At 44.3% G+C, this 20,538-nt stretch carries 16 protein-coding genes; 6 read left to right on the top strand and 10 right to left on the bottom strand.

Annotated features, from left to right (window positions below; translation table 11 throughout):
• Nucleotides 1–34 precede the first annotated feature (34 nt).
• From ACVW0P_RS06565 to ACVW0P_RS06530, 8 genes are all read right to left on the bottom strand, one after another.
• A complete protein-coding gene (locus tag ACVW0P_RS06565) occupies nt 35–607 on the bottom strand; it encodes a gluconate 2-dehydrogenase subunit 3 family protein (RefSeq protein ID WP_354429745.1) in 573 nt (190 codons plus the stop codon).
• A gap of 30 nt (nt 608–637) precedes the next feature.
• Nucleotides 638–2,077 carry a Gfo/Idh/MocA family protein gene (locus ACVW0P_RS06560; RefSeq protein WP_457131361.1) on the bottom strand — a complete coding sequence of 480 codons (1,440 nt, stop codon included), beginning with the start codon at nt 2,075–2,077 and terminating at the stop codon, nt 638–640.
• A 22-nt stretch (nt 2,078–2,099) separates the two neighbouring features.
• The gene (locus ACVW0P_RS06555) at nt 2,100–3,779 is read right to left on the bottom strand and encodes a GMC oxidoreductase (protein ID WP_457131360.1); all 1,680 of its coding nucleotides are present in this window, start codon (nt 3,777–3,779) and stop codon (nt 2,100–2,102) included.
• Nucleotides 3,780–3,958: 179 nt separating this feature from the next.
• Nucleotides 3,959–5,674, bottom strand: coding sequence for a GMC oxidoreductase (locus ACVW0P_RS06550; RefSeq protein ID WP_457131359.1), 1,716 nt, complete (start codon nt 5,672–5,674; stop codon nt 3,959–3,961).
• Entirely contained in the window at nt 5,674–6,228 is a 555-nt protein-coding gene (locus ACVW0P_RS06545) for a gluconate 2-dehydrogenase subunit 3 family protein (RefSeq protein WP_457131358.1), read from the bottom strand. Before ACVW0P_RS06545 ends, ACVW0P_RS06550 begins: the two co-directional genes overlap by 1 nt.
• Nucleotides 6,229–6,298: 70 nt before the next feature.
• Nucleotides 6,299–7,213: a sugar phosphate isomerase/epimerase family protein gene (locus tag ACVW0P_RS06540; protein ID WP_457131357.1), complete on the bottom strand. Its 915-nt coding sequence runs from the start codon at nt 7,211–7,213 to the stop codon at nt 6,299–6,301.
• Nucleotides 7,214–7,236: 23 nt separating this feature from the next.
• The gene (locus ACVW0P_RS06535) at nt 7,237–8,772 is read right to left on the bottom strand and encodes a TolB family protein (RefSeq protein WP_457131356.1); all 1,536 of its coding nucleotides are present in this window, start codon (nt 8,770–8,772) and stop codon (nt 7,237–7,239) included.
• Between the two features lie 154 nt (nt 8,773–8,926).
• Nucleotides 8,927–10,015 carry a fatty acid desaturase gene (locus ACVW0P_RS06530; RefSeq protein ID WP_457131355.1) on the bottom strand — a complete coding sequence of 363 codons (1,089 nt, stop codon included), beginning with the start codon at nt 10,013–10,015 and terminating at the stop codon, nt 8,927–8,929.
• Between the two features lie 242 nt (nt 10,016–10,257).
• On the opposite strand from ACVW0P_RS06530, the gene ACVW0P_RS06525 reads away from it, so the two are divergent.
• The 3 genes from ACVW0P_RS06525 to ACVW0P_RS06515 are packed head-to-tail and all read left to right on the top strand — an operon-like array spanning nt 10,258 to nt 14,196.
• Nucleotides 10,258–13,023: an outer membrane beta-barrel protein gene (locus tag ACVW0P_RS06525; protein ID WP_457131354.1), complete on the top strand. Its 2,766-nt coding sequence runs from the start codon at nt 10,258–10,260 to the stop codon at nt 13,021–13,023.
• A 27-nt stretch (nt 13,024–13,050) separates the two neighbouring features.
• Nucleotides 13,051–13,476: a PH domain-containing protein gene (locus ACVW0P_RS06520; protein WP_457131353.1), complete on the top strand. Its 426-nt coding sequence runs from the start codon at nt 13,051–13,053 to the stop codon at nt 13,474–13,476.
• Between the two features lie 3 nt (nt 13,477–13,479).
• Entirely contained in the window at nt 13,480–14,196 is a 717-nt protein-coding gene (locus tag ACVW0P_RS06515; protein WP_457131352.1) for a hypothetical protein, read from the top strand.
• Between the two features lie 124 nt (nt 14,197–14,320).
• Here ACVW0P_RS06515 and ACVW0P_RS06510 read toward each other — a convergent pair whose 3' ends face one another.
• The gene (locus tag ACVW0P_RS06510; RefSeq protein ID WP_354429724.1) at nt 14,321–14,821 is read right to left on the bottom strand and encodes an FKBP-type peptidyl-prolyl cis-trans isomerase; all 501 of its coding nucleotides are present in this window, start codon (nt 14,819–14,821) and stop codon (nt 14,321–14,323) included.
• 79 nt (nt 14,822–14,900) lie between these two features.
• Nucleotides 14,901–16,922 carry a thioredoxin domain-containing protein gene (locus ACVW0P_RS06505; RefSeq protein ID WP_457131351.1) on the bottom strand — a complete coding sequence of 674 codons (2,022 nt, stop codon included), beginning with the start codon at nt 16,920–16,922 and terminating at the stop codon, nt 14,901–14,903.
• A 257-nt stretch (nt 16,923–17,179) separates the two neighbouring features.
• On the opposite strand from ACVW0P_RS06505, the gene ACVW0P_RS06500 reads away from it, so the two are divergent.
• The 3 genes from ACVW0P_RS06500 to ACVW0P_RS06490 all read left to right on the top strand — a co-directional run bounded on the left by ACVW0P_RS06500 (nt 17,180) and on the right by ACVW0P_RS06490 (nt 20,524).
• A complete protein-coding gene (locus tag ACVW0P_RS06500) occupies nt 17,180–17,563 on the top strand; it encodes a hypothetical protein (protein WP_457131350.1) in 384 nt (127 codons plus the stop codon).
• A 13-nt stretch (nt 17,564–17,576) separates the two neighbouring features.
• On the top strand, nt 17,577–18,152 hold the full coding sequence (locus ACVW0P_RS06495) for a DUF4166 domain-containing protein (protein WP_457131349.1): 576 nt from the start codon (nt 17,577–17,579) through the stop codon (nt 18,150–18,152).
• An 83-nt stretch (nt 18,153–18,235) separates the two neighbouring features.
• Nucleotides 18,236–20,524 (top strand): ATP-dependent helicase, encoded by a 2,289-nt coding sequence (locus ACVW0P_RS06490; protein ID WP_457131348.1) that lies wholly within the window; start codon nt 18,236–18,238, stop codon nt 20,522–20,524.
• The last annotated feature ends 14 nt before the right edge of the window (nt 20,525–20,538 follow it).

Raw genomic sequence — 20,538 nt, 5'->3', positions numbered from 1 at the left:
TCCGCAGGAGCGAAAAGGCTTATTTTATAACTTGCTATGAAAGCGCCCAGGCTCTGTCGCCTTTTTTGTAAGGGTAATCGCCTACATATTTACCCGGGACCGCCACGTAACGTAACGCTTTGGTAGCACCAACTTCTGATGTAAAGAAACCCAGCAGGGTTAATTGTTTTATCATAGTGAAGTAGTGGTTAGCGTCCTCAGGTTTTTTAGTTTTTGAGTATTCTTTTGCTTCTTTATCAAGGGCAGTTAATACCTCGGCGCGTTGCTTCGCATCAACTTCCATAAAAGTCTTTTTGAACTTCTTGTCGGTTGCTTCATCCAACTGAGATAAACCTTTTTTGAAGATCTTCTGATCAGCCTCTGTGTAGCAATCCCTTACCATTACAGCCATAAAACCACCAACGTTTGCTGCTTTAGCACCTGGGGTTTTGGTTTCAGGTAAAATAGTTTCACCAACCTCATTTAAAAATGCGGTGGTTTCTTTTGCAAAAAGGTCATCGGTATTAACCTTGCTGCCAGATTTACAGCCGGATATAAAGAACTCGGCACCTATAACCGTTCCTCCAAGTATCAAACCTACTCTGCCTATTGCGTCTCTTCTATTCATTTTTTTAATTATTGAATTTTGATTTAATGATTATGCTTTTAGCTCAAAACCCGCCGGGTATTGGCGTTTAACAAACTGGTTAACATCATCAAAGTTGGTAACCTTCATGGCATCGTTATCCCATTTGTATTTAAATGCCCCACCCTTAAGATCGTGACCGCGAACAGCTAAGTTAGCCATCAGTAATGCTTCGGTAAGCGGGCCGGCAACTTCAAACGGAGAACTTACTTCCATTTTACCATAACCTGCCAAACAAGCCTCTACCCATTGCGCATAGTGGCCGTTAGCGCCACCCGGTACACGTTTGTATTTTTGCGGCGCATTTGCACTTGCCGTACGCTCTTTCGGCAACAAAGTGGCCGCATCAGAGTAAGTACTGGCGTACATTTTACCTTTGGAACCAATGAATAACGTACCGTTACCTTCTTCGCCACCCCATTTTTCGTTAAGCCCAAGTTCTTCAGGTCTTTCGGGTTGGATACCACCGTCCATCCAGTGCAGGGTTACATCGCCTTTTGTTTTAGCGGTTTTAGGGAATGTTAATGTGATGTGGCTTGACGGAGGGCAGCTTTCAGGGAAACTTCCTTTTCTGAACGAATCAACATAAACGCCACCTACACTTGCCTGTACATCTTTAACGTACTGAAGGCCTAACACACGGAAAGGTGCTTCAACAAGGTGGCAACCCATATCACCAAGGGCGCCGGTTCCATAATCCCACCAGCCGCGCCAGTTGAAAGGAACAAGTTTTTCAACGTAATCCTTTTTAGGCGCTGTACCTAACCAAAGGTTCCAGTCAAGTTCTTTAGGGATATTGGTGCTTGGATCAGGCCATTTGATGCCTTGCGGCCATACCGGGCGGTTTGTCCAGCAGTAAATAGTATCTACATCGCCAATAAGGCCTGCGTCATACCATTCGGCCATTAAACGGGTACCATCATTTGATGCGCCCTGGTTACCCATTTGTGTAACTACTTTAAATTTTTTGGCAGCATCCGTTAATAAACGGGCTTCCCAAATATCATGCGTCAAGGGCTTTTGCACGTAAACGTGTTTGCCCTGCGCCATAGCATTGTAAGCTATAATAGCATGATTATGATCGGGAGTTGATACGGATACGGCATCAAAATGCTTGTGCTCTTTATCATACATCTCGCGCCAGTCTTTATAGTACTTCGCTTTAGGAAACGAGGCCCTTGATTTGGCTGCGCTACGGTCGTCAACGTCACACAAGAAAGCAATGTTAGCCTTACCGCTTTTTGCAAAGTTCGCGATATCACTTTCGCCTTTACCGCCGGCACCTATACCTGCAACATTTAGCATATCGCTTGGTGCTGTATAACCGGTACCGCCTAATACAAAGCGTGGTACTATCATAAAGCCTGCGGCTGCTAATGCACCCGTTTTAAGGAAATCCCTTCTCGAGGGGGTTGAACTTTCGTTCGTTGTGGTTTCTTTCTTTTCAGTCATTGTTAGTCGAATTTCAATACTGTTAAATATTACCTTTTTTAAGTTCCTGTACCGCGAAGTTAGCTGCACGGGCAGTAAGCGCCATGTAGGTAAGCGATGGGTTTTGGCAAGCTGATGATGTCATTGCCGCGCCATCTGTAACAAACACATTTTTGGCATCCCAAACCTGGTTGTTGCCGTTAAGTACAGATGATTTTGGATCGCGGCCCATGCGTGCTGTACCCATTTCGTGGATACCACGGCCTAATACCGGGTCTGATGTATATGTTTGTACATCCTTAACACCAGCGTTTTCCAGCATTTCTTTTGCATCGTTCATCATATCGATACGCATCTTACGCTCGTTATCTTTACACTCTACATCAAATGCCAGTATCGGCAATCCCCATTTATCTTTCTTGGTTTTATCGAGTGTTATTTTATTCTCATGGTAAGGAAGTGTTTCGCCAAAACCGCCCATACCAAAGCTCCACGATCCGGGTTCTGTTAAAGCGTCTTTGAAATCACCACCGATGTTTAGTTCGGCAATATCACGGCTCCAACCGCTGCGGCTACCGCCACCCTGGTAACCAAACCCACGAATGTAATCGCGTTTTTCGCCATTTAAATTACGGTAACGCGGTATGTATATACCATTAGCCCTGCGGCCAAAGGTGTACTTGTCTTCAAAACCTTCTACACGGCCACCCGCACCAACACCTAAGTGGTGGTCCATCACATTATGACCAAGCTGGCCGCTACTGCTGCCTAAGCCGCCTTCCCATACATCGGTAGCCGAATTCATTAACACCCAGGCGCTGTTTAGTGCCGATGCGTTAACGAAAACTATCTTAGCGAAGAATTCATACGTTTTGTTTGTTTCGGCATCAAGTACTTCTACTCCTTTGGCTTTTTTGGTGTTTTTATCGTAAATGATCTTAGTTACGATAGACCATGGGCGAAGGGTTAAGTTACCTGTTGCCACAGCCGCAGGCAATGTTGCCGATTGCGTGCTGAAATATGCGCCAAACGGACAGCCTAACCAACACTTGTTACGGTACTGGCAATTTGTACGGTTGTTATGCGGCACAGTGATGTTGGCTGTACGGCCAATTACAAAGTGACGTGTATCTTTATAAAATTCTTTATAACGTTTCTGAACATCTTTTTCTACGATATTCATTTCCATTGGCGGCATAAAATCGCCATCTGGTAGGATAGGTACGCCATCCTTATTTCCTGAGATACCTGCAAAGCGCTCTGCATAACCATACCAGTCGTGCAGGTCCTTATAACGGATAGGCCAATCGGTACCGATGCCGTCTTTCGCATTAGCTTCAAAATCGGTATCATGCCAGCGGTATGATTGACGGCCCCACATCAATGAACGGCCACCTACGTGGTACCCACGGAACCAATCGAAACGCTTAATTTCTGTATACGGACTTTCTTTTTCATTGGTCCAGTAATCCAGATTGACTTCATTTAAGGGATAATCGCGCTTTAAAACGGGATAATCCTCGATCATTTTCTGTGTACGGCCGCCCCTGTGTTCAAATTCCCACGGGCCTTTGTTAGCGTTCACATAATCTTTAATGTGCTCGATATTTTTACCGCGCTCCAACATAAGGGTTTTTAAGCCCTTCTCGGTCAGTTCTTTAGCGGCCCAGCCACCAGAAATTCCTGAACCAATGACGATAGCGTCATAAGTGTTTGTAGACATAAAAGTATAGCGTTTAATAAAATGTTATAGTAATTGGTTGTTCCGTCTAATGTATGAATAATAATTATTTTCCAAACTTTTTTCATTGTGTTTTTTACACACAATGAATGAGTTGGCAGTTTTAAGGTTGCATTCAGCAGTTATTCATTGCAAGCTGCCAAACGCCTGCTGCAAACTCTTTAAGCGTTCCCCTTTTTTAGCTCGCCTATATAATGGTCAACCGCTCGGGCGGTAAAGGCCATATAGGTAAGCGATGGGTTTTGGCAGCTTGTTGATGTCATGCTTGCACCATCTGTAACGTAAACGTTTTTACAGGCGTGCAGGCGGTGCCATTTATCAAGCATTGATGTTTTTGGGTCTTTCCCCATACGTACCCCACCCATTTCGTGGATATCCAGTCCCGGCGCCCTATGGTCTGTTGATGCCTGGATGTTTTTGAAGCCTGCCGAGGTAAACATCTCTGTCATCTGCTCAATATAATCCTTCTTCATCTTCTCGTCGTTATCATCGTATTCAACAGAGATCCTTAATTGAGGGATGCCAAATGGATCTTTCAACGATTTATCTAAAGCGACGTAATTTGTTTCTTTAGGGATGGTTTCGCCCATCATGTGCGATCCTACATGCCAGCCGCTCAGGTCTTTTTTAACAAGGTTGTTCTTCAGGCCCTGCCCTATGCCTTCGCTGCTGTGCTGCTCATAGCGGTAGGCGCTAAAACCTGCCGCGTAACCGCGTAAAAAGTTAGTTTCCTGTTTGTAAACATTCCTGAAACGCGGCATGTAGCCACCACCAGCCGGGTTACGGCCATCGGTTGTCCATTCTTTTGCGCCATCATATTCGGCATTGATATGTGCCGAGTAATTATGGAACGCAACGTATTTACCCAGGGTACCGCTATCGTTACCCAACCCATTAGGGAAACGGCTAGATGTTGAGTTTAGCAAAACAAGGTTACTGTTCAGCGCCGCCGCGTTAACAAAAATAACGTTGGCATAATATTCTAGAGCTTCTTTGGTGTTTGCATCGATAACGCGAACGCCTGTCGCTTTGCCTTTTTTCTCATCATAGATGATAGACTCCACAACCGAATGCGGCCTCAAAGTACAATGGCCTGAGCGTAACGCCCAGGGGATGGTAGATGAGTTGGCGCTAAAATAGCCACCAAACGGGCAGCCGCGCTGGCAAAGCGTACGCTCCTGGCATTGCCCCCTGCCTTGGTCCAAATGGATCTGGTTGGGTTTTGACAAGTGTGCACAACGCGCGCTTATCACATGCCTGTTCTTGTATGTTTTTTTAACGTAATTGCTAAAGTAAGTCTCCACCGCGTTAAGCGGGAAGGCAGGTAAAAATTCGCCATCGGGCAGTTCTGCCAAACCATCGCGATTACCGGAAATGCCGGCAAACTTTTCTACATAGCTGTACCACGGTGCAATATCGTTGTACCGGATAGGCCAGTCTACCGCGAAACCATCGCGAGCGGGCCCTTCAAAGTCAAACTCACTCCAGCGCTGGGTTTGGCGCGCCCATAATAATGATTTACCGCCTGTTTGGTACCCGCGGATCCAGTCGAAAGGTTTTTCCTGCACATAAGGGTGCTCGGCATCCTTTACAAAAAAGTGTGCCGCATCTTCGCCAAAGGCATAGCAACGGTTTACAATAGGGTTAGCTTTCTGCACATCATCGGGCATTACGCCGTGATGCGGAAACTCCCAAGGATACAAGTTTGTTGTTGGGTAATCTTTTAAATGCTTTACATCGCGGCCACGCTCCAAAACAAGCGTTTTAAGGCCCTTATCGGTAAACTCTTTTGCAGCCCAGCCACCGCTCATGCCCGATCCTATAACTATGGCATCAAACGTACGGTCTTTAACACTATCTATATTTAAATTTGCCATTATACTGTTACAAGCTTTTTAACAGGGAAGTATGCATTATACCTCCCCGGGACTAATTCATAAACTATTTGCTTCGTCATAAAATATTTAGACGTGGTGTAGCCAAATACAGTTTGTTCTTTCACCATTTTGTAAAACGCTATCAGCTTTGTAGTGTCTTTATACTTAGCGTCTTTGGCGTTTTTATCAACTTTATTTACAAAAGTTGTACGCTCTGCAACAGTGCTATCGTTAAACGATTTACCCAACTGCTTTTTAGCGGCATCGGCAAAATCGCCCAGGCCTTTCATAAAATCTGCCTGGTACTCTTTATCGTAACAATCATCTATCATTTTAAAAACAAACAGGTTGATGCCTAGTTCGGCAGCGCCGGGGGTATCTGTTTTTGGCAGGATGGTTTCGGTAAGGTTATTAACCAGTGTTTCCTGGTCGGCATCTACCTTAAGCTTTTTTAGCTGTACTACAGGTTTACCCTTATCCGTTAGGCACGACGGCAAAATTGCCGCGCTGCCTAAAATTAGGGCCATGTTCCTGATGGCGATTCGCCGGTTCATATTTAAATTCAATGGTGAGTAATTAAATGTTATAAATACGTTTACAGGGGTGTAAGGTAGTTTTTACTCCTTAATATCCCCACTTTTTCATGGTTTGTAAGTCAATTTTTACACAATCTATCGGATCAAGGCCCTGGTAAGATTCCTGTTCGATGATGAGGTAAACGGTTCCGCCTATTTTTTTGGCAGTTTTCAACACATCCTTAACAGGTAAAACGCCTTTGCCAAGGATAGTACTTTCGTAACCGGTGCCTTCATTTTTATCCGCGCTTTTCACCTCATCCTTAACGTGCATCGAGATAAACCTTCCCGGATATTTCTCGATGATACCTGCTGCATTGTTCTCGCGGCCGTACATGTTTCCAATATCCAGCTGTTGCGATACCTTTTCAGGATCCGTATTTTGCATGATATAATCGAACAGACGGATATCGCCTACCATGGTAGTAAATTCAAAATCGTGGTTGTGGTAGCCAAACTTCATGTTGAATTTCTGGCAAAGCTCGCCGCTTTTGTTGAACTGATCCATTGTGCGCTTCAGCAGGTCGGTATCGTGCCTAACTTTATCGTCCATCCACGGGCTGATCACGAATTTTTGGCCCATAGCGGCTGCGTCTTCAACATTATATTTCCAAACGTCGGTAAAGTCATTTGTGGCGGCATCCCAGTGTGCCGGCGTCATCACAGTGTGGCCACTTGGCATTTGCATGCCCAGGTCGTCCAGACGTTTTTTAAATTCTTTTGCTGTCCACCCGTAAAACTTGCGGTTTATATAGTTGGCGTGTTCTACGTGCTGGTAACCCATATCGGCCAGTTTCTTCAACGTGGTGGCAGGGTCTTTCATCATGGCATCGCGTACCGAATATAGCTGTAAACCTACCCTTTGTATCGGGCCGGGGGCGGCAAATATATTTTTAGGCATTATTGCCGCCGCTGTGGCTGCAATGGCCCCTGTTTTTAAAAAACTTCTGCGTGATGGATTCATTATATTTTGAGATTTAGTTGAACTTAGTTTTTACTAATTGGAAACGTTGGAAACAGCAAACTGGTATTACTTATAAAGGCAATATGCTTACTATCAGGCGACCACGACGGCGTATTGATAGTGCCCTGCCCACCATATAGATACGCAACCACCTTTGGCTCGCCCCCGCCTATTGGCATTACACGGATGTAAACATGCTTGTAAAAAGGGTGATCGCCGGGCTCAACTTCGCCTTTAAGGAAAGTTATAAATACGATCCATTTACCGTCTGGCGATACGTGCGGGAACCAGTTGTTATTACCGTCATTAGTTATCTGCATTTGGTTGCTGCCGTCAGCATCCATGCGCCAAACCTGCATTAAACCAGAGCGTACCGAGTTAAAATAGATATGCTTGCCGTCGGGTGTGTACTCGGGGCCGTCATCAAGGCCTTTGGTTGTAGTGAACCTTTCTTCGGCGCCGCCTGAAACCGGGATGCGATAAACATCATACTCGCCACCGCGCTCGCCACAAAATACAAGGTATTTACCATCCGGCGACCAGCCGTGCATGTAAGACGCGCCTTTCTCAAACGTGACCTTGCGCGCTTCGCCACCTGTTACAGGCACAACATATCCTGTTGACGGGCCACCATCGCCACTGCTAATAGTAAGCCATTTACCGTCGAACGATAGAACATGGTCGTTATTATTATTTTTTGCCTTACCTGTATTTATAGCTTTTGGCGTATTAGTAGCCAGGTTGAAATTGTAAAGCGTGCCCTCGCTGTTATAAATAAGCGATTTGTTATCGGTTGTCCAATTTGGTGCCTGTAACGATTTTGGCGACTGATAAATGATACGGCTGTTATAAGTATCCATATCAAGCAGTTCGACACTGCTACCGATATAAGATTTATAAGTAACTAAATTTGCCGGGGCCGGTATTACAATACGAACGTTACTAAAAACGACTTTTTCGGTTACGTTAGCATTATGCGAGCATACAAATATGCCTACGTAAACATCATCACCCAAATCGAGATCTATCTTTTGTTCGGGTCCAAATACGTCGCCATTACGGGCTACAGACATGGTGTAGGTATTGCCTTTTCTTTCTAACTGTAGCACTTCTGCACCTGTTATGTCTGCCTTTTGTTCGCGAGTGCTATCGCCTGTTGCCTTTCTATATTGTAAGGATGTTAAACCATCGCCATGCACAACTGCGTTTATATGTGCCGAATTGCCTGCTAACGACTTGCGTACCATTAAGCCGAACTTACGATGAGCCTCGGTGCCCTTACCTATGAAGGAAGCATTGGTGCGCAAAATAAAATCGCCTTTCATTTTTTTCCACACGAAATGAAACTCATCTTTATCAAACCAAATGTTTGTGCCCGATGCAGTAACAGTGTATTGCTGTGATAGGGCTTCATAAATAACAGCACCTTTGTGTTTAACATTTCCTATATCAGCACTCCCATCAAAAATACCAACAGGCTTGCTTTGCGCATAAGCGCCCGCAGCAAGTACAGCAGTTGCCAGCAAGCCGGCAAACACACAAATAGCTTTTTTAAACATCAGAATTTTAGGTTATGAATAATTGGTTGCCTAAGTTATATATTCATTTTTAAAAATCACAGCGCAAAAAACGCTTTTAAACAAAAAAGGGGCACTTTCGTACCCCTTTTAATTGTGAACCCATGTTAGCGGGCTAAAATATTATCGTCAATTATTAATTGACCTCGGTAGCGAAGATCTGCTTGCCCGTTGTTGGGCACACAACCGGCTCGGAAACGACCTTAGAAGGCCCGGCTTTTATGTAATCTTTATAAAATTGCTTTTTTGAATCGTGGTAGTGGCTTACTGCACCTATCATGTGCATAAACTTAATGTAATACCAAGCGCTATCAACCTGGTGTGGCTTAAACCCCGACCTTGCACTTTTTGGGTACAAGTGGTGGTTATTGTGCCATTCGCCGGCAACAATACCCGGCCAAAGCTGGTTAACCGACATATCTTTAAAATTATGATCTACACCTTCGCGGCGTTTATCTTCGCCCTTGCCGTGCCCTTCGTAGTTAAAGGTACGTACACCTACAGCCCAAAAACCGGCCGCGCCAAATATCGCGCAAGCTAAGCCAATGCCGCCAAGCAGGTAAAATACGGTGAACCAAAATGCCCAATTGGCAATAACGCCAAGTACCATATGGAAAGGGTTAGCTATTGAACCCCATTTTTTATACTGCGGGTAAGTATTACAGGTAACACCTGTGTGTTTCATTAAAGTGATACAACGGTTAAAGCCTTTTTCATCAAGGTTACGATTAACAGGTTGGTGGTTGGCATCTGCTAAAAAGCAGTACAGAAAACCGCCCTGCGCGTTGTATGGGTCGCCCGGGGTATCAGATAACGCGTGATGCACGTGGTGCGATATCGCATAGATCTCTTCAGGAATAATTTTAAGGGTAAGGTTTTGGGTTACAAAACGCCAAAAGTTATTGCGGAACTTGAACGCGCCGTGCGTACAATACCTGTGGTACCAGATGGTACCGTGGGTACCCATAACCATCATGCTGTAAACAAAGGCTATAACAAGACCCTGGATAGAAAAGTATTTAAAAAGGAACAAAAACAAGAACGGGGCTAAAAACAACACCATTCCCCAACTCATAAAAGAGAGCCAGTTTTTTTTATCTTTAAATATATTTAGTCGTGAAAAAAATTCTGAAAATATCTGCTTTGGAGTAGGCTTAGAAAGCTCGCCGTCTGCGTTTTTCCATCCGTAAGATGGTTCCTGTAGCACATCATGTATAAATGCCATTCGTATCTCTGGGTTTATTAATTAATTAGGTTAATCAAAGGTAATTTACGGACTAAAGATAGCCATTGGTTTTTAAAACCCGATAAAAAAATTAAAGTATAATTAAATTATCAGTTAAATGTCTCTCTCATTGCAACAATTATATGGCGACAGCAAACTCCTTGCAACAATCATATGACGATTATTATAAAGGTTAAACTTTCGCAATACATTCACTGTCGTAAAGCTAAATAACGACGGCAATGGCAAAATATTTCCTATTTATGTTTTTAGGCGTATTCTTTTTCGGAAGGGTATCTGCTCAACAAGCGCGCGATGTGAACGGTACAGTTACAGATACACTTGGAAATGTAGGCGGCGTTACCGTAAAGCTCACCTCGGCAACGGATAGTGTTGTTGTTGGCAGCGATATAAATGGCAAATTCCACTTTGCGCAGGTGAAATCGAAAAACTTTAAAGTAACTATTTCGGGGCTTGGCTACCAGTTGTTTACCCGCAAGTATGTGATGGATAACGATACCAAACCCATTCAGCTTGCCCCTGTTAAATTAAAAGTGCAGGTAAACAGATTAAATGGTGTTACCATAACAGCGGCAGTAGTACCAATAGTAATTAAGGAAGATACGGTTGAGTATAATGCCGCGGCCTACAAAGTACGCGAGGGATCGCAGGTGGAAGACCTGATCAAAAAAATGCCGGGCATTACAGTGGATAAAGATGGCAACGTAACCGCCCACGGCAAGCAGGTGACCAAGGTGCGCGTAAATGGCAAAAATTACTTTGGCGGCGACGTGCAAACGGCTACTCAGAACCTGCCTGCCGATATTGTAGAGAACATACAGGTGATTGATGATTACGGCGACCAGGCCAACCTTACCGGCATAAAAACCGGCGAGCCGGAGAAGATCCTGAACATAACCATACAAAAGGGCAAACGCACCGGTAAATTTGGGCAGGCTACGGTGGGTGTTGGTAACGACGACCGCTACCTTGCCAAGCTATCGGCCAATGCATTTAAAGAAGACAGGCAGGTGTCCCTTATCGGCACGTGGAATAACACCAATACTAATTCGTTTAACCTTGGTGCAGGCGGTGGGGGTGGCGGCCGCGGAGGTGGTGGTGGTGGCGCAGCAGCAGCGGGTGGCATCAGCACTGCAAATAGCATTACCACCAACCGCTCGTTAGGGTTTAACTATCGTGATGAATGGGGCAAAAAAGTAACGGCTTATGGCAGTTACAGCTTTGCCGACAGGGATAAATTGACCACCAGCACATCGCAACAGCTGGTTACCTTCCCAACCGGTGTAATTATCAACAACGACAACAGCGTGGGCAAAACCAACAACATCAACCACCGTTTTGATTTTAACCTCGAGTACCGGATAGATACAGCCAACTATCTTAAAATAAATCCCAGCTATTCTTACAATTCATCAAACAGCGATAACACGGATATTTTTAATAACACCCGCAAGAACATCGAGATAAATGGAAACGAGTTAACTTTAACAAACGGCAACTCGCCAAGTGGTGGTGCAACTGTGTTGTTTAATCATAAATTTAAAAGGAAGGGCCGTAACTTCAGCATCAACTCCGGTTTCAATTTTTCCAAGAACGACCAGGACCAATACGAGGAATATATAACAGAGCCAAAAGACGCAACTACGCCGCCGTATCAGCAGATCTACACCAACAACAGCTCAAAAAGGGCAAACGTTAGCCTGAGCTATACCGAACCTATCGGCAAGACAACTTATTTGGAGGCAAACTACGCTTACAATTATTCTAATACCGATAATAACCGGTTGAATTACCGCATAGACAGTGCAACAAAAGCGCAAACCTATATCGATTCGCTTAGCACCGTTTATAACTACCAGTTCATCACCAACCGTTTTGGATTGAACATCAGGGGGATAAAACCCCAATATAATTACACCATTGGCCTTGCTGTGCAGCCCGCTACGTTGAACGGCGAATCGCATAATTTTGCTACTTCGACAAGCACATTCAATTATATTCCTACGGCAAGGTTTATTTATAACTTTAAAAAGAACCACTCGCTATCTGTTAATTATACTGGCAACAACAACCAGCCATCGTTTACGCAATTGCAGCTACAGCCCGATTTTTCGAACCCGCAAAACCGTATTTACGGTAACCCTGATCTGAAACCTGAGTTTACCAACAACATCAACATGCGCTACAACCAGTTCGACCTTACAAGCGGCAACTCGTTGTTTACCAATCTATCATTCAGCACCACGCAAAATAAAATTGTTACCAGTACACAACCGCAAACTATAGATAGCACTAAGCAGGAAACAAGGTATTTAAATACCAGCGGTTTTTACTCTGCCAATGGTAATTATGCTTTTTCTAAACCGTTTGCCAACCGCAAATTCACCGTTACTTTAAACGGCGGGGTTAACTACAATAACAATATCAACTTTACCGAAGGCAACCGTAACCTGGCCAAAAATTGGGTATTTAACCAGGGCGCTAAGGTCCGGATCGATATCGACAGCCTGATGGATACCGAAATAAGCGGTAATTACAGCATCAATAAAACCCGTAACAGCATCCCTACCTTCCTAAGTTCGGATGCGAAAACATGGACTTTGGGACTGGATGGCCGCAACTACTTTTTTTATAACCTGGTGTTGGGCTACAACCTTACCCAATCCTTTAACAGTGGTTTTAGCAGCACCGTTAAGGCCAACCCTACCCTGCTAAGTACTTATGTGGAGTATCAGTTCATGAAAAATCATTTGGCAGCCCTGCGTTTCCAGGCGTTTGATCTTTTCAACCAAAACACGGGTGTAACACGTTCGGTTAGCGGTAACCAGATCATTGATACACGTACCAATCGTTTGGGAAGGTACTTTATGCTCTCATTTACCATGCGCCTGCAGCAATTCGCGGGAAGGCAGGGCCGTAACGGCGGAGGTGGTGGCCGCGGCGGGCGTGGTGGTGGCGGTGGTGGCCGACGTGGCGGTGGTGCATAATTTTAGGTTTTTACTTATCTTTATAAAATGACAACCGGGGATAAGGTTTACCCTACCAAAAAGGGTTTTATAATTTATATTGTAATTGGTCTGCTATTGATTATGGAGGTGAGTTACATTTTTAACGGCCTGTACCTTTCGGCAATGTTACTCATCGCACTAACGGGCGTTATTGTTATCCCGTTGCTAAATACCCGCTACACCATAACGGCCGACAATACCTTAAAAGTTAAATGCGGCTTTTTTGTGAACCTTACCATCCCGATAGAAGACATCCGCAAGATAACATCAACCAAAACCATTTTAAGCGCCCCTGCCCTTTCATTTGACAGGTATGAGGTGTTTTATAACAAATTTGATTCGGTGGTGATATCGCCCATCAATAAAAAAGAATTTATTGCTGATCTGCAAACCATAAACCCGGCTATCGAGTATATTCGTAATACCGTTTAACCAATGCTACCTACTAAAATGTTAAAACGTTACCTCCTACTGTTTGCCGCCCTGCTATTTACCGTTAACTGTTTTGCACAGGATACTATTGAGGTAAAACGCAGACTTACCACCGATGTTACCGAAGTTTACAAAGTACTGGCTAAGGATGTAAACACACGCTGTGGTTTATTTAAAGCGCTATATAAAAATAAGGTTGTTGTTGCTACAGGCCTTTATGATAAAGATAAAAGAACAGGCCTTTGGAAGTTTGCAGACCGCAATGGCGTAATCATACAAACATATGACTATACCAATAACCGCCTTTTTTATGAGGCGAAGGAAGACACTACATCGCGCCTTAGGTACTTTGTAGATAAGGAACTTAAAGAGGGAGATAAGGTTACCAAGCCTATAAAAATTGGCGGCGTTTTTTATGGTTATCTGCCCTATTTGGCCCTATTTACTTTACCGGACGGTTATAAAGAAATTGACAGGGATATTGTTATTGCAACGGTTGAGCTTTTAATAAGCCCCGGTGGCCGTTTGGCCGATTATAAAGTTAACTTGATAGCCGCCAATGCATCAGGCATACCCTTTAAAACGGTTAAAATGAACATCAAACTGCCCGATCCCGCCGACATTGTGTTTACACCCGCTACCTTAAACGGCGAAGCAATTGCCTGCCGGGTGATCATTAGATGCAAAGTGAACAGCAAACAACATTTAGATTTTGATTGATCCCCCATACTCATAAAGGGTGACCTAAAATAGTAAAACTAAAGAACGCCGAATGAAGTTTTATTCGGCGTTTTCTTTTATGTGATGTTATACTTCCTCCCCTGAGGGTACCGGGGTGCGCATATTAGTGGTCTTCATGACCATCCGCACCATGCGCGTGGCCGTGCGATAACTCTTCCGGAGTTGCCGGGCGCACATTCAGGATCTCACCTTTAAAGTGAAGGTCCTGGCCTGCCATTGGGTGGTTAAGGTCTACAATTATAGTATCCTCGTTAATAGATACAACCTGGCCCTGAAAACGGTTGCCGTTGTTATCCTGCAAAGGCAAAACCTCGCCAATTTGTGGCAATTCTTGTCCCTGGAACATTTCTTTTGGCAGGTTAGCTACAGCTTCTTCGTCAAATTCGCCGTAGGCTTCTGCTGATTTAATATGAAAATCGTAAGTATCACCTGTAGACAGGGTGCTTAATTCCTCTTCAAATTTTGGGATCATCTGGCCTGCGCCAAACAAAAAGGTAAGCGGCTGCTCTTGTGTAGCGCTTTCCTGCAAGCCTTCTGTTCCGTCCTCTTTTTTAACATACAGGTCGTATGTTAATGATACTACGTGTTCTTGTTGAATTTTCATCTAATAATTTTTAGTAGGCCTGGAACTCCATCCCCGCGTTAGCCGGGTTATCACAATACCTGTTTATTTATATAAGGAATTAATTATTTATTTGTTTTAATGCTTCGCTGATATTGTATGCCGGCAAACCACATGTTTTATCCCTGCATACAAATATCCGTGTATCGCTGCTAAACTTTTCTGCCAGCAAAGGTAAACTTCCATCTTTACCCCCCAAGATAATTTTATTGGGAATGTAATTTTGTTCCATTTCAATGCGCTTAACTTCAGCATCGTTGCCGGTAATAGCAACCTCATAAGTACCAAAAACTTCTTCTAATAGCAAGATGCTCCAGTTGGAATAAGCGGTGCCGTACTTTGCTAAATGCGGTACAATGTTGCGAAGCAACTGTGCTGATACCTCCAGGTAGCCCTCATTATCAAAAAACAGCCCCAGCTTTTTAAGGTTTCGCGCCATTACCGAGTTTGATGCCGGGATAACCCCATCCATAATTTCCGATTTTCGGGCAATCAGCATCTCATCATTATCTGCTGTGTAAAAAAAGATCCCGCCCTCGGCATTGTAGTAATGGGCAAGCGTGTAATCGGCAAGCTTTTGAGCCAGGATAAGCCATGCTTCGTTGAAGGTAACCTCGTACAAGGAGATAAAAGCATCGATGACGTTGGCATAATCGTCAAGGAAAGAGGCCGCTCCCGGGCGCTCTCCTTCGGAGAGGGAGTCATCTTTTTTATATACACGTGATACTTTTGCGCCGGAAATTAAACTGCCTGTTATAAACGCCGCGTTTTTTAATGCAAGCTGTAAGTATTCGGGATTATTAAATGTGCGATAAGATTCGCAAAGGCCTTTTAGCATCAGGCCGTTCCATGATGCAAGAATCTTGTTATCCAATCCCGGGCGGATTCGTTTACCGCGTGCATCCAAAACTTTTTGGCGGGATGCGGATACCCCATTTACCAGATCTTCAACCGTTAGGCCAAGCAACTTAGCAAGTTCGGCATCTTCTTCGCGGCGGTAGAAAACGTTCGACTCCTCTTCCTCCCAGTTGCCATCATCGGTAACGTGGTAGTAGATATTGAATATATCGGCGTCATCGCCCAGTATCTCTGTTATTTCAGTTTTGGTAAAAATGTAGAACGTGCCTTCTTTACCCTCGCTATCGGCATCTAAAGCTGAGTAAAAGCCATTTTCGGGCGATGTTAATTCCCGGCTGATGAATGTGATGATCTCGTCAACTATCGTTTCATAAAGCGGATCGGGGTTCCAGGTGTAGGCCTCAGCATAAAGGCTAAGCAACTGGCCGTTATCATACAGCATTTTCTCGAAGTGCGGCACATGCCATACCCCATCAACCGCGTAACGGGCAAAACCGCCGCCAATATGGTCGTAAATACCACCGAAGGCCATTTTCTTTAGCGTAAGGTTAACATTTTGGGCCAGTGCCTCGTCCTTCATCAAATGCGCGTAACGCATCAAAAACAGCGAATTGTTCGGCATGGGGAACTTGGGCGCGCCACCAAAGCCACCTTCAACCGGGTCGATATATTTGCGCCATGTTGCCAATATGGTTTCCAGGTCGGCTTTTGTGTACTGCGGCTGCTCGGTAACAAAAGCAACCGATTCGTATTGTTTGATGCCATCGGTTAGGTGTACAGCGTATTCTTCGGCTTCTTCGGGTTTGGTTTTATAAAAATCGGCCAGGTTAAACAGCAGGCTTGTCCAGTCGTTTTTACGGAAGTACGTACCACCGTAAATAGGCCTTTGGTCGGGTAAGCAAATGCAGTTAAGGGGCCAGCCACCGCGGCCGCTCATGAGTTGAATGGCGCTCATGTAGATCTGGTCTACATCGGGGCGCTCCTCCCTATCCACCTTTATACAAACAAAATACTCGTTCATCACCCCGGCTACGGCCTCGTCCTCAAAACTCTCATGCTCCATCACGTGGCACCAATGGCAAGCCGAGTAGCCAATACTCACCAGTATCAATTTATTCTCGTCCTTAGCTTTTTGCAGCGCTTCTGCCCCCCATGGGTACCAGTCAACCGGGTTATTGGCATGCTGCAGTAGATATGGCGAGGTAGAGTTGGCGAGTTTATTCATGTACTTAGATAATTGGCTAAATTGATAATTGTTTTAAGGATGTGCAAATGGAGTGGGGCTTCGATATTTACTCACCCGGTCATTGCTTCGCTCGACCACCCTCTCTTCGCAGCGAAAAAAAGGTAACGGATTTGCTTTTAACCTCTTTAAAAGTTGACGGAATAAAAAAAAGCTTAAGTAATGTAATTATCTTTCAGTAAATATTGAAAATTCAATATTTATGTTTTAACTTTGACTGATAATTTAATACGTTAAGTATGCAACCTACTACCAAACTTAAATGGGCGAAATTCATAATGTTTCTTGCCGCTGTCTATAACATCTTTTGGGGCGCTGCCATTTCCTTCTATCCGCAGATTATCCTATTTGGCAACACGCCTACTAACTTCCTGCTTATCACTTTACGTTGCGTGGGCATGCTGGTTGGCGTTTATGGCATTGCCTATTACTTTGCATCATTAAACCCAACTGCTTACTGGCCGCTTATTTTCGTGGGCTGGCTCGGCAAGATTTTAGGGCCCTTCGGTTCCGTCTATTACATCACGCAAGGCAAATTAATACCTGATTTTTTTATGGGTAAATTTATGGAACGATATTATTTGGCTTTATCCATTTGGCTGGATCATTCATGCTACTATTAAAGGGCAATTATCAATGAGCAAAGTATATGCAGGCAACAAAAGCCTCTATCAAAAATTGCTTGGTGATGCTTATGATGACTTAGCTCCAAACTTGCACGCGTTTCACCGGGCCCAAACAAACACCCGCGCCTTAGGGCAATTTAAAGTAACGCGTGGTGAAGGACTTTTAAATAAATTGTTCGGCAAAATTGCCGATCTCCCTCAAAGTTCTGAAGCAGCCAAGGCCGAATTGATAGTAACTCCGTTTGCGAATAACGAAGTTTGGAGCAGGCGGTTGGACAATAAAAGAGTGATTTCTAAACAATGGATGGACGGCGAACTATTGGTAGAACGGTTTAAAATAATCAACATCTATCTCAGCGCCGAAGTCTTAGGCGGCACCCTTGTCATTTACGATGTAGCCGCAACCGTTTTGGGCATTTCACTTCCTCCATTTTTCACCCCTACTGTGCTTGCCATCGGTACAGATTCTGGTGATAGCGTTCATGTAAATGTAGAAATAGGATTTAAACCATTTGGGCGTATGATTAATTACCAGGGCATGGTAAAGGTAGTTCCAATGAAAAACATGGAACAGTTATTTTGTTAATTGTTTAAAAATTGCCTTGCCAATTTATTTAGCTTTCCCGTGCAAATAACTAATTTCGCGGTACAAGAAAAGAGGAATAGGATTTGGATTATTTAGCAGGGTTAAATCCCGAACAAAAGGCAGCTGTAGAACAGGTCAATGGCCCGGTAATGATCATTGCCGGCGCGGGTTCGGGTAAAACAAGGGTTATCACATTTAGGGTGGCGCACCTCATACGCAAGGGGGTAGATAGCTTTAATATACTGGTACTTACGTTTACCAACAAGGCCGCCAAAGAGATGCGCGAACGTATCACACAGATGGTTGGCCCCGAAGCTAAAAACATCTGGATGGGTACTTTCCACTCGGTATTTGCCAAAATTTTACGGGTGGAGGCCAATAAAATTGGTTACCCAAGCAACTTCACCATTTACGATACCGATGATAGCAAAAGCGTATTGCGTGCTATTTTAAAAGAGATGCAGCTGGATGATAAGCTGTATAGCGCCAATTCGGTTTTAAACCGTATCTCGGCAGCAAAAAGCAGCTTGCTCACCCCTGCCGAATACCAAAACAACGCGCAAATACAGGCCGACGATGAATCGTCCAAACGACCGCTAATAGGTAAGATATACGAAACTTACGCGCAACGCTGCTACCGCGCAGGGGCCATGGATTTTGATGATTTGCTGTTGAAAACCAACGAATTACTGAGAGACCATGCGGATGTAAGGAACAAATATCAGCACAAGTTTAAGTACCTAATGGTGGATGAGTACCAGGATACCAACCACTCGCAATACAAAATTGTAAAAACGCTTGCCGCCGTTAGCGAAAACCTTTGTGTGGTGGGCGATGATGCGCAAAGTATCTATGCTTTCCGTGGGGCAAACATCCAAAACATACTCAATTTTGAGAAAGATTACCCCGACCTTAAAATATTTAAGCTGGAGCAAAACTACCGGTCTACTCAAAATATTGTAAATGTTGCCAACAGCATTATTGCCAACAATAAAGAGCAGCTAAAGAAAAACGTTTTCTCTGAAAAGGAAACCGGGGACAAAATAAAGGTGATGCGCGCCTTTAGCGATAACGAGGAAGGCAAGCAGGTTGCTGATGCAATTATGTACCAGCGCACCTCAAATGGGCTTAACTGGCACGATTTTGCCATCCTGTACCGTACCAATGCGCAGTCGCGTTCTATGGAGGAAGCCTTGCGTAAAAACGGCATCCCATACAAAATATATGGTGGCCTGTCGTTTTATCAGCGTAAAGAGATCAAAGACCTGATAGCCTATTTCAGGCTTACTTTTAACCCCAATGATGAGGAAGCGCTAAAGCGTGTTATCAACTACCCAAAACGTGGTATTGGCGATACCACCATGGATAGGATAATCGTAGCGGCAGACCGCAACGGCCTTACCCCTTTCGATGTTATACTGGAGGCAAACCGCTATGTTGAGAAGGCACCGGCATCGCTAAACACGTTTGCCACGTTGATCCAAAGCTTCCAGGTGATCACCAAAAATCAAAGCGCCTATGAGGCTGCATTACATATCGCAAAACACTCGGGGTTACTTAAAGACCTCTATGAGGACAAATCTGTTGAGGGACTTAACCGATACGAAAACATCCAGGAGCTGTTGAACGGGATCAAAGAGTTCTCTGAACGGGAAGATATTGAAGAAAAAGGCCTGGATATTTTCATGCAGGATGTGGCACTTTTAACTAATGATGACAAGGACAAAAACAAAGATGCCGACACCGTATCGTTGATGACCATCCACTCATCCAAGGGGTTAGAATTTCCACAAGTGCATATTGTGGGGTTAGAGGAAAATCTGTTCCCATCGCAAATGTCACTTAACTCGCGCAGTGATCTTGAGGAAGAGCGCCGCCTATTTTATGTGGCCATCACCCGTGCCGAATCTAAATTAACCATCAGTTATGCCACGTCGCGTTTTAAATTCGGCACGCTTATTAGTTGCGAGCCCAGCAGGTTTTTAGATGAAATAGATGCCAAGTACCTGGAACTGGACTTTACTGCAAGGCCGGCAGCTTCTGCAGGGGGCTCGGCATACGATGACGAACGTACCACCTGGAGCCGAAAAAACGACACCTATGCCAAGCCCAAACCTGCTGCCGCGCCACCTGTTAAAACCACTTCTATATTAGCTAAGGCACACGTGCCATCTGCTGATTTTAAGCCGTCGGATACCTCAAACTTACAAGTAGGCATGCAGGTAGAACATGAGCGTTTTGGTTTTGGCAAGGTGCTTACACTTGAAGGCAGCAAGCCAGACATTAAGGCAACTATCTTTTTTAAGGAGATAGGCCAGAAACAATTGCTTTTAAAGTTTGCCAAACTCAGTATAATAAGTGGGGTGGAATAACCTTTATTCCCACT

The organism is Mucilaginibacter sp. UYNi724 (assembly GCF_054057495.1).
This window is presented reverse-complemented; position numbering and strand designations above follow the sequence as displayed.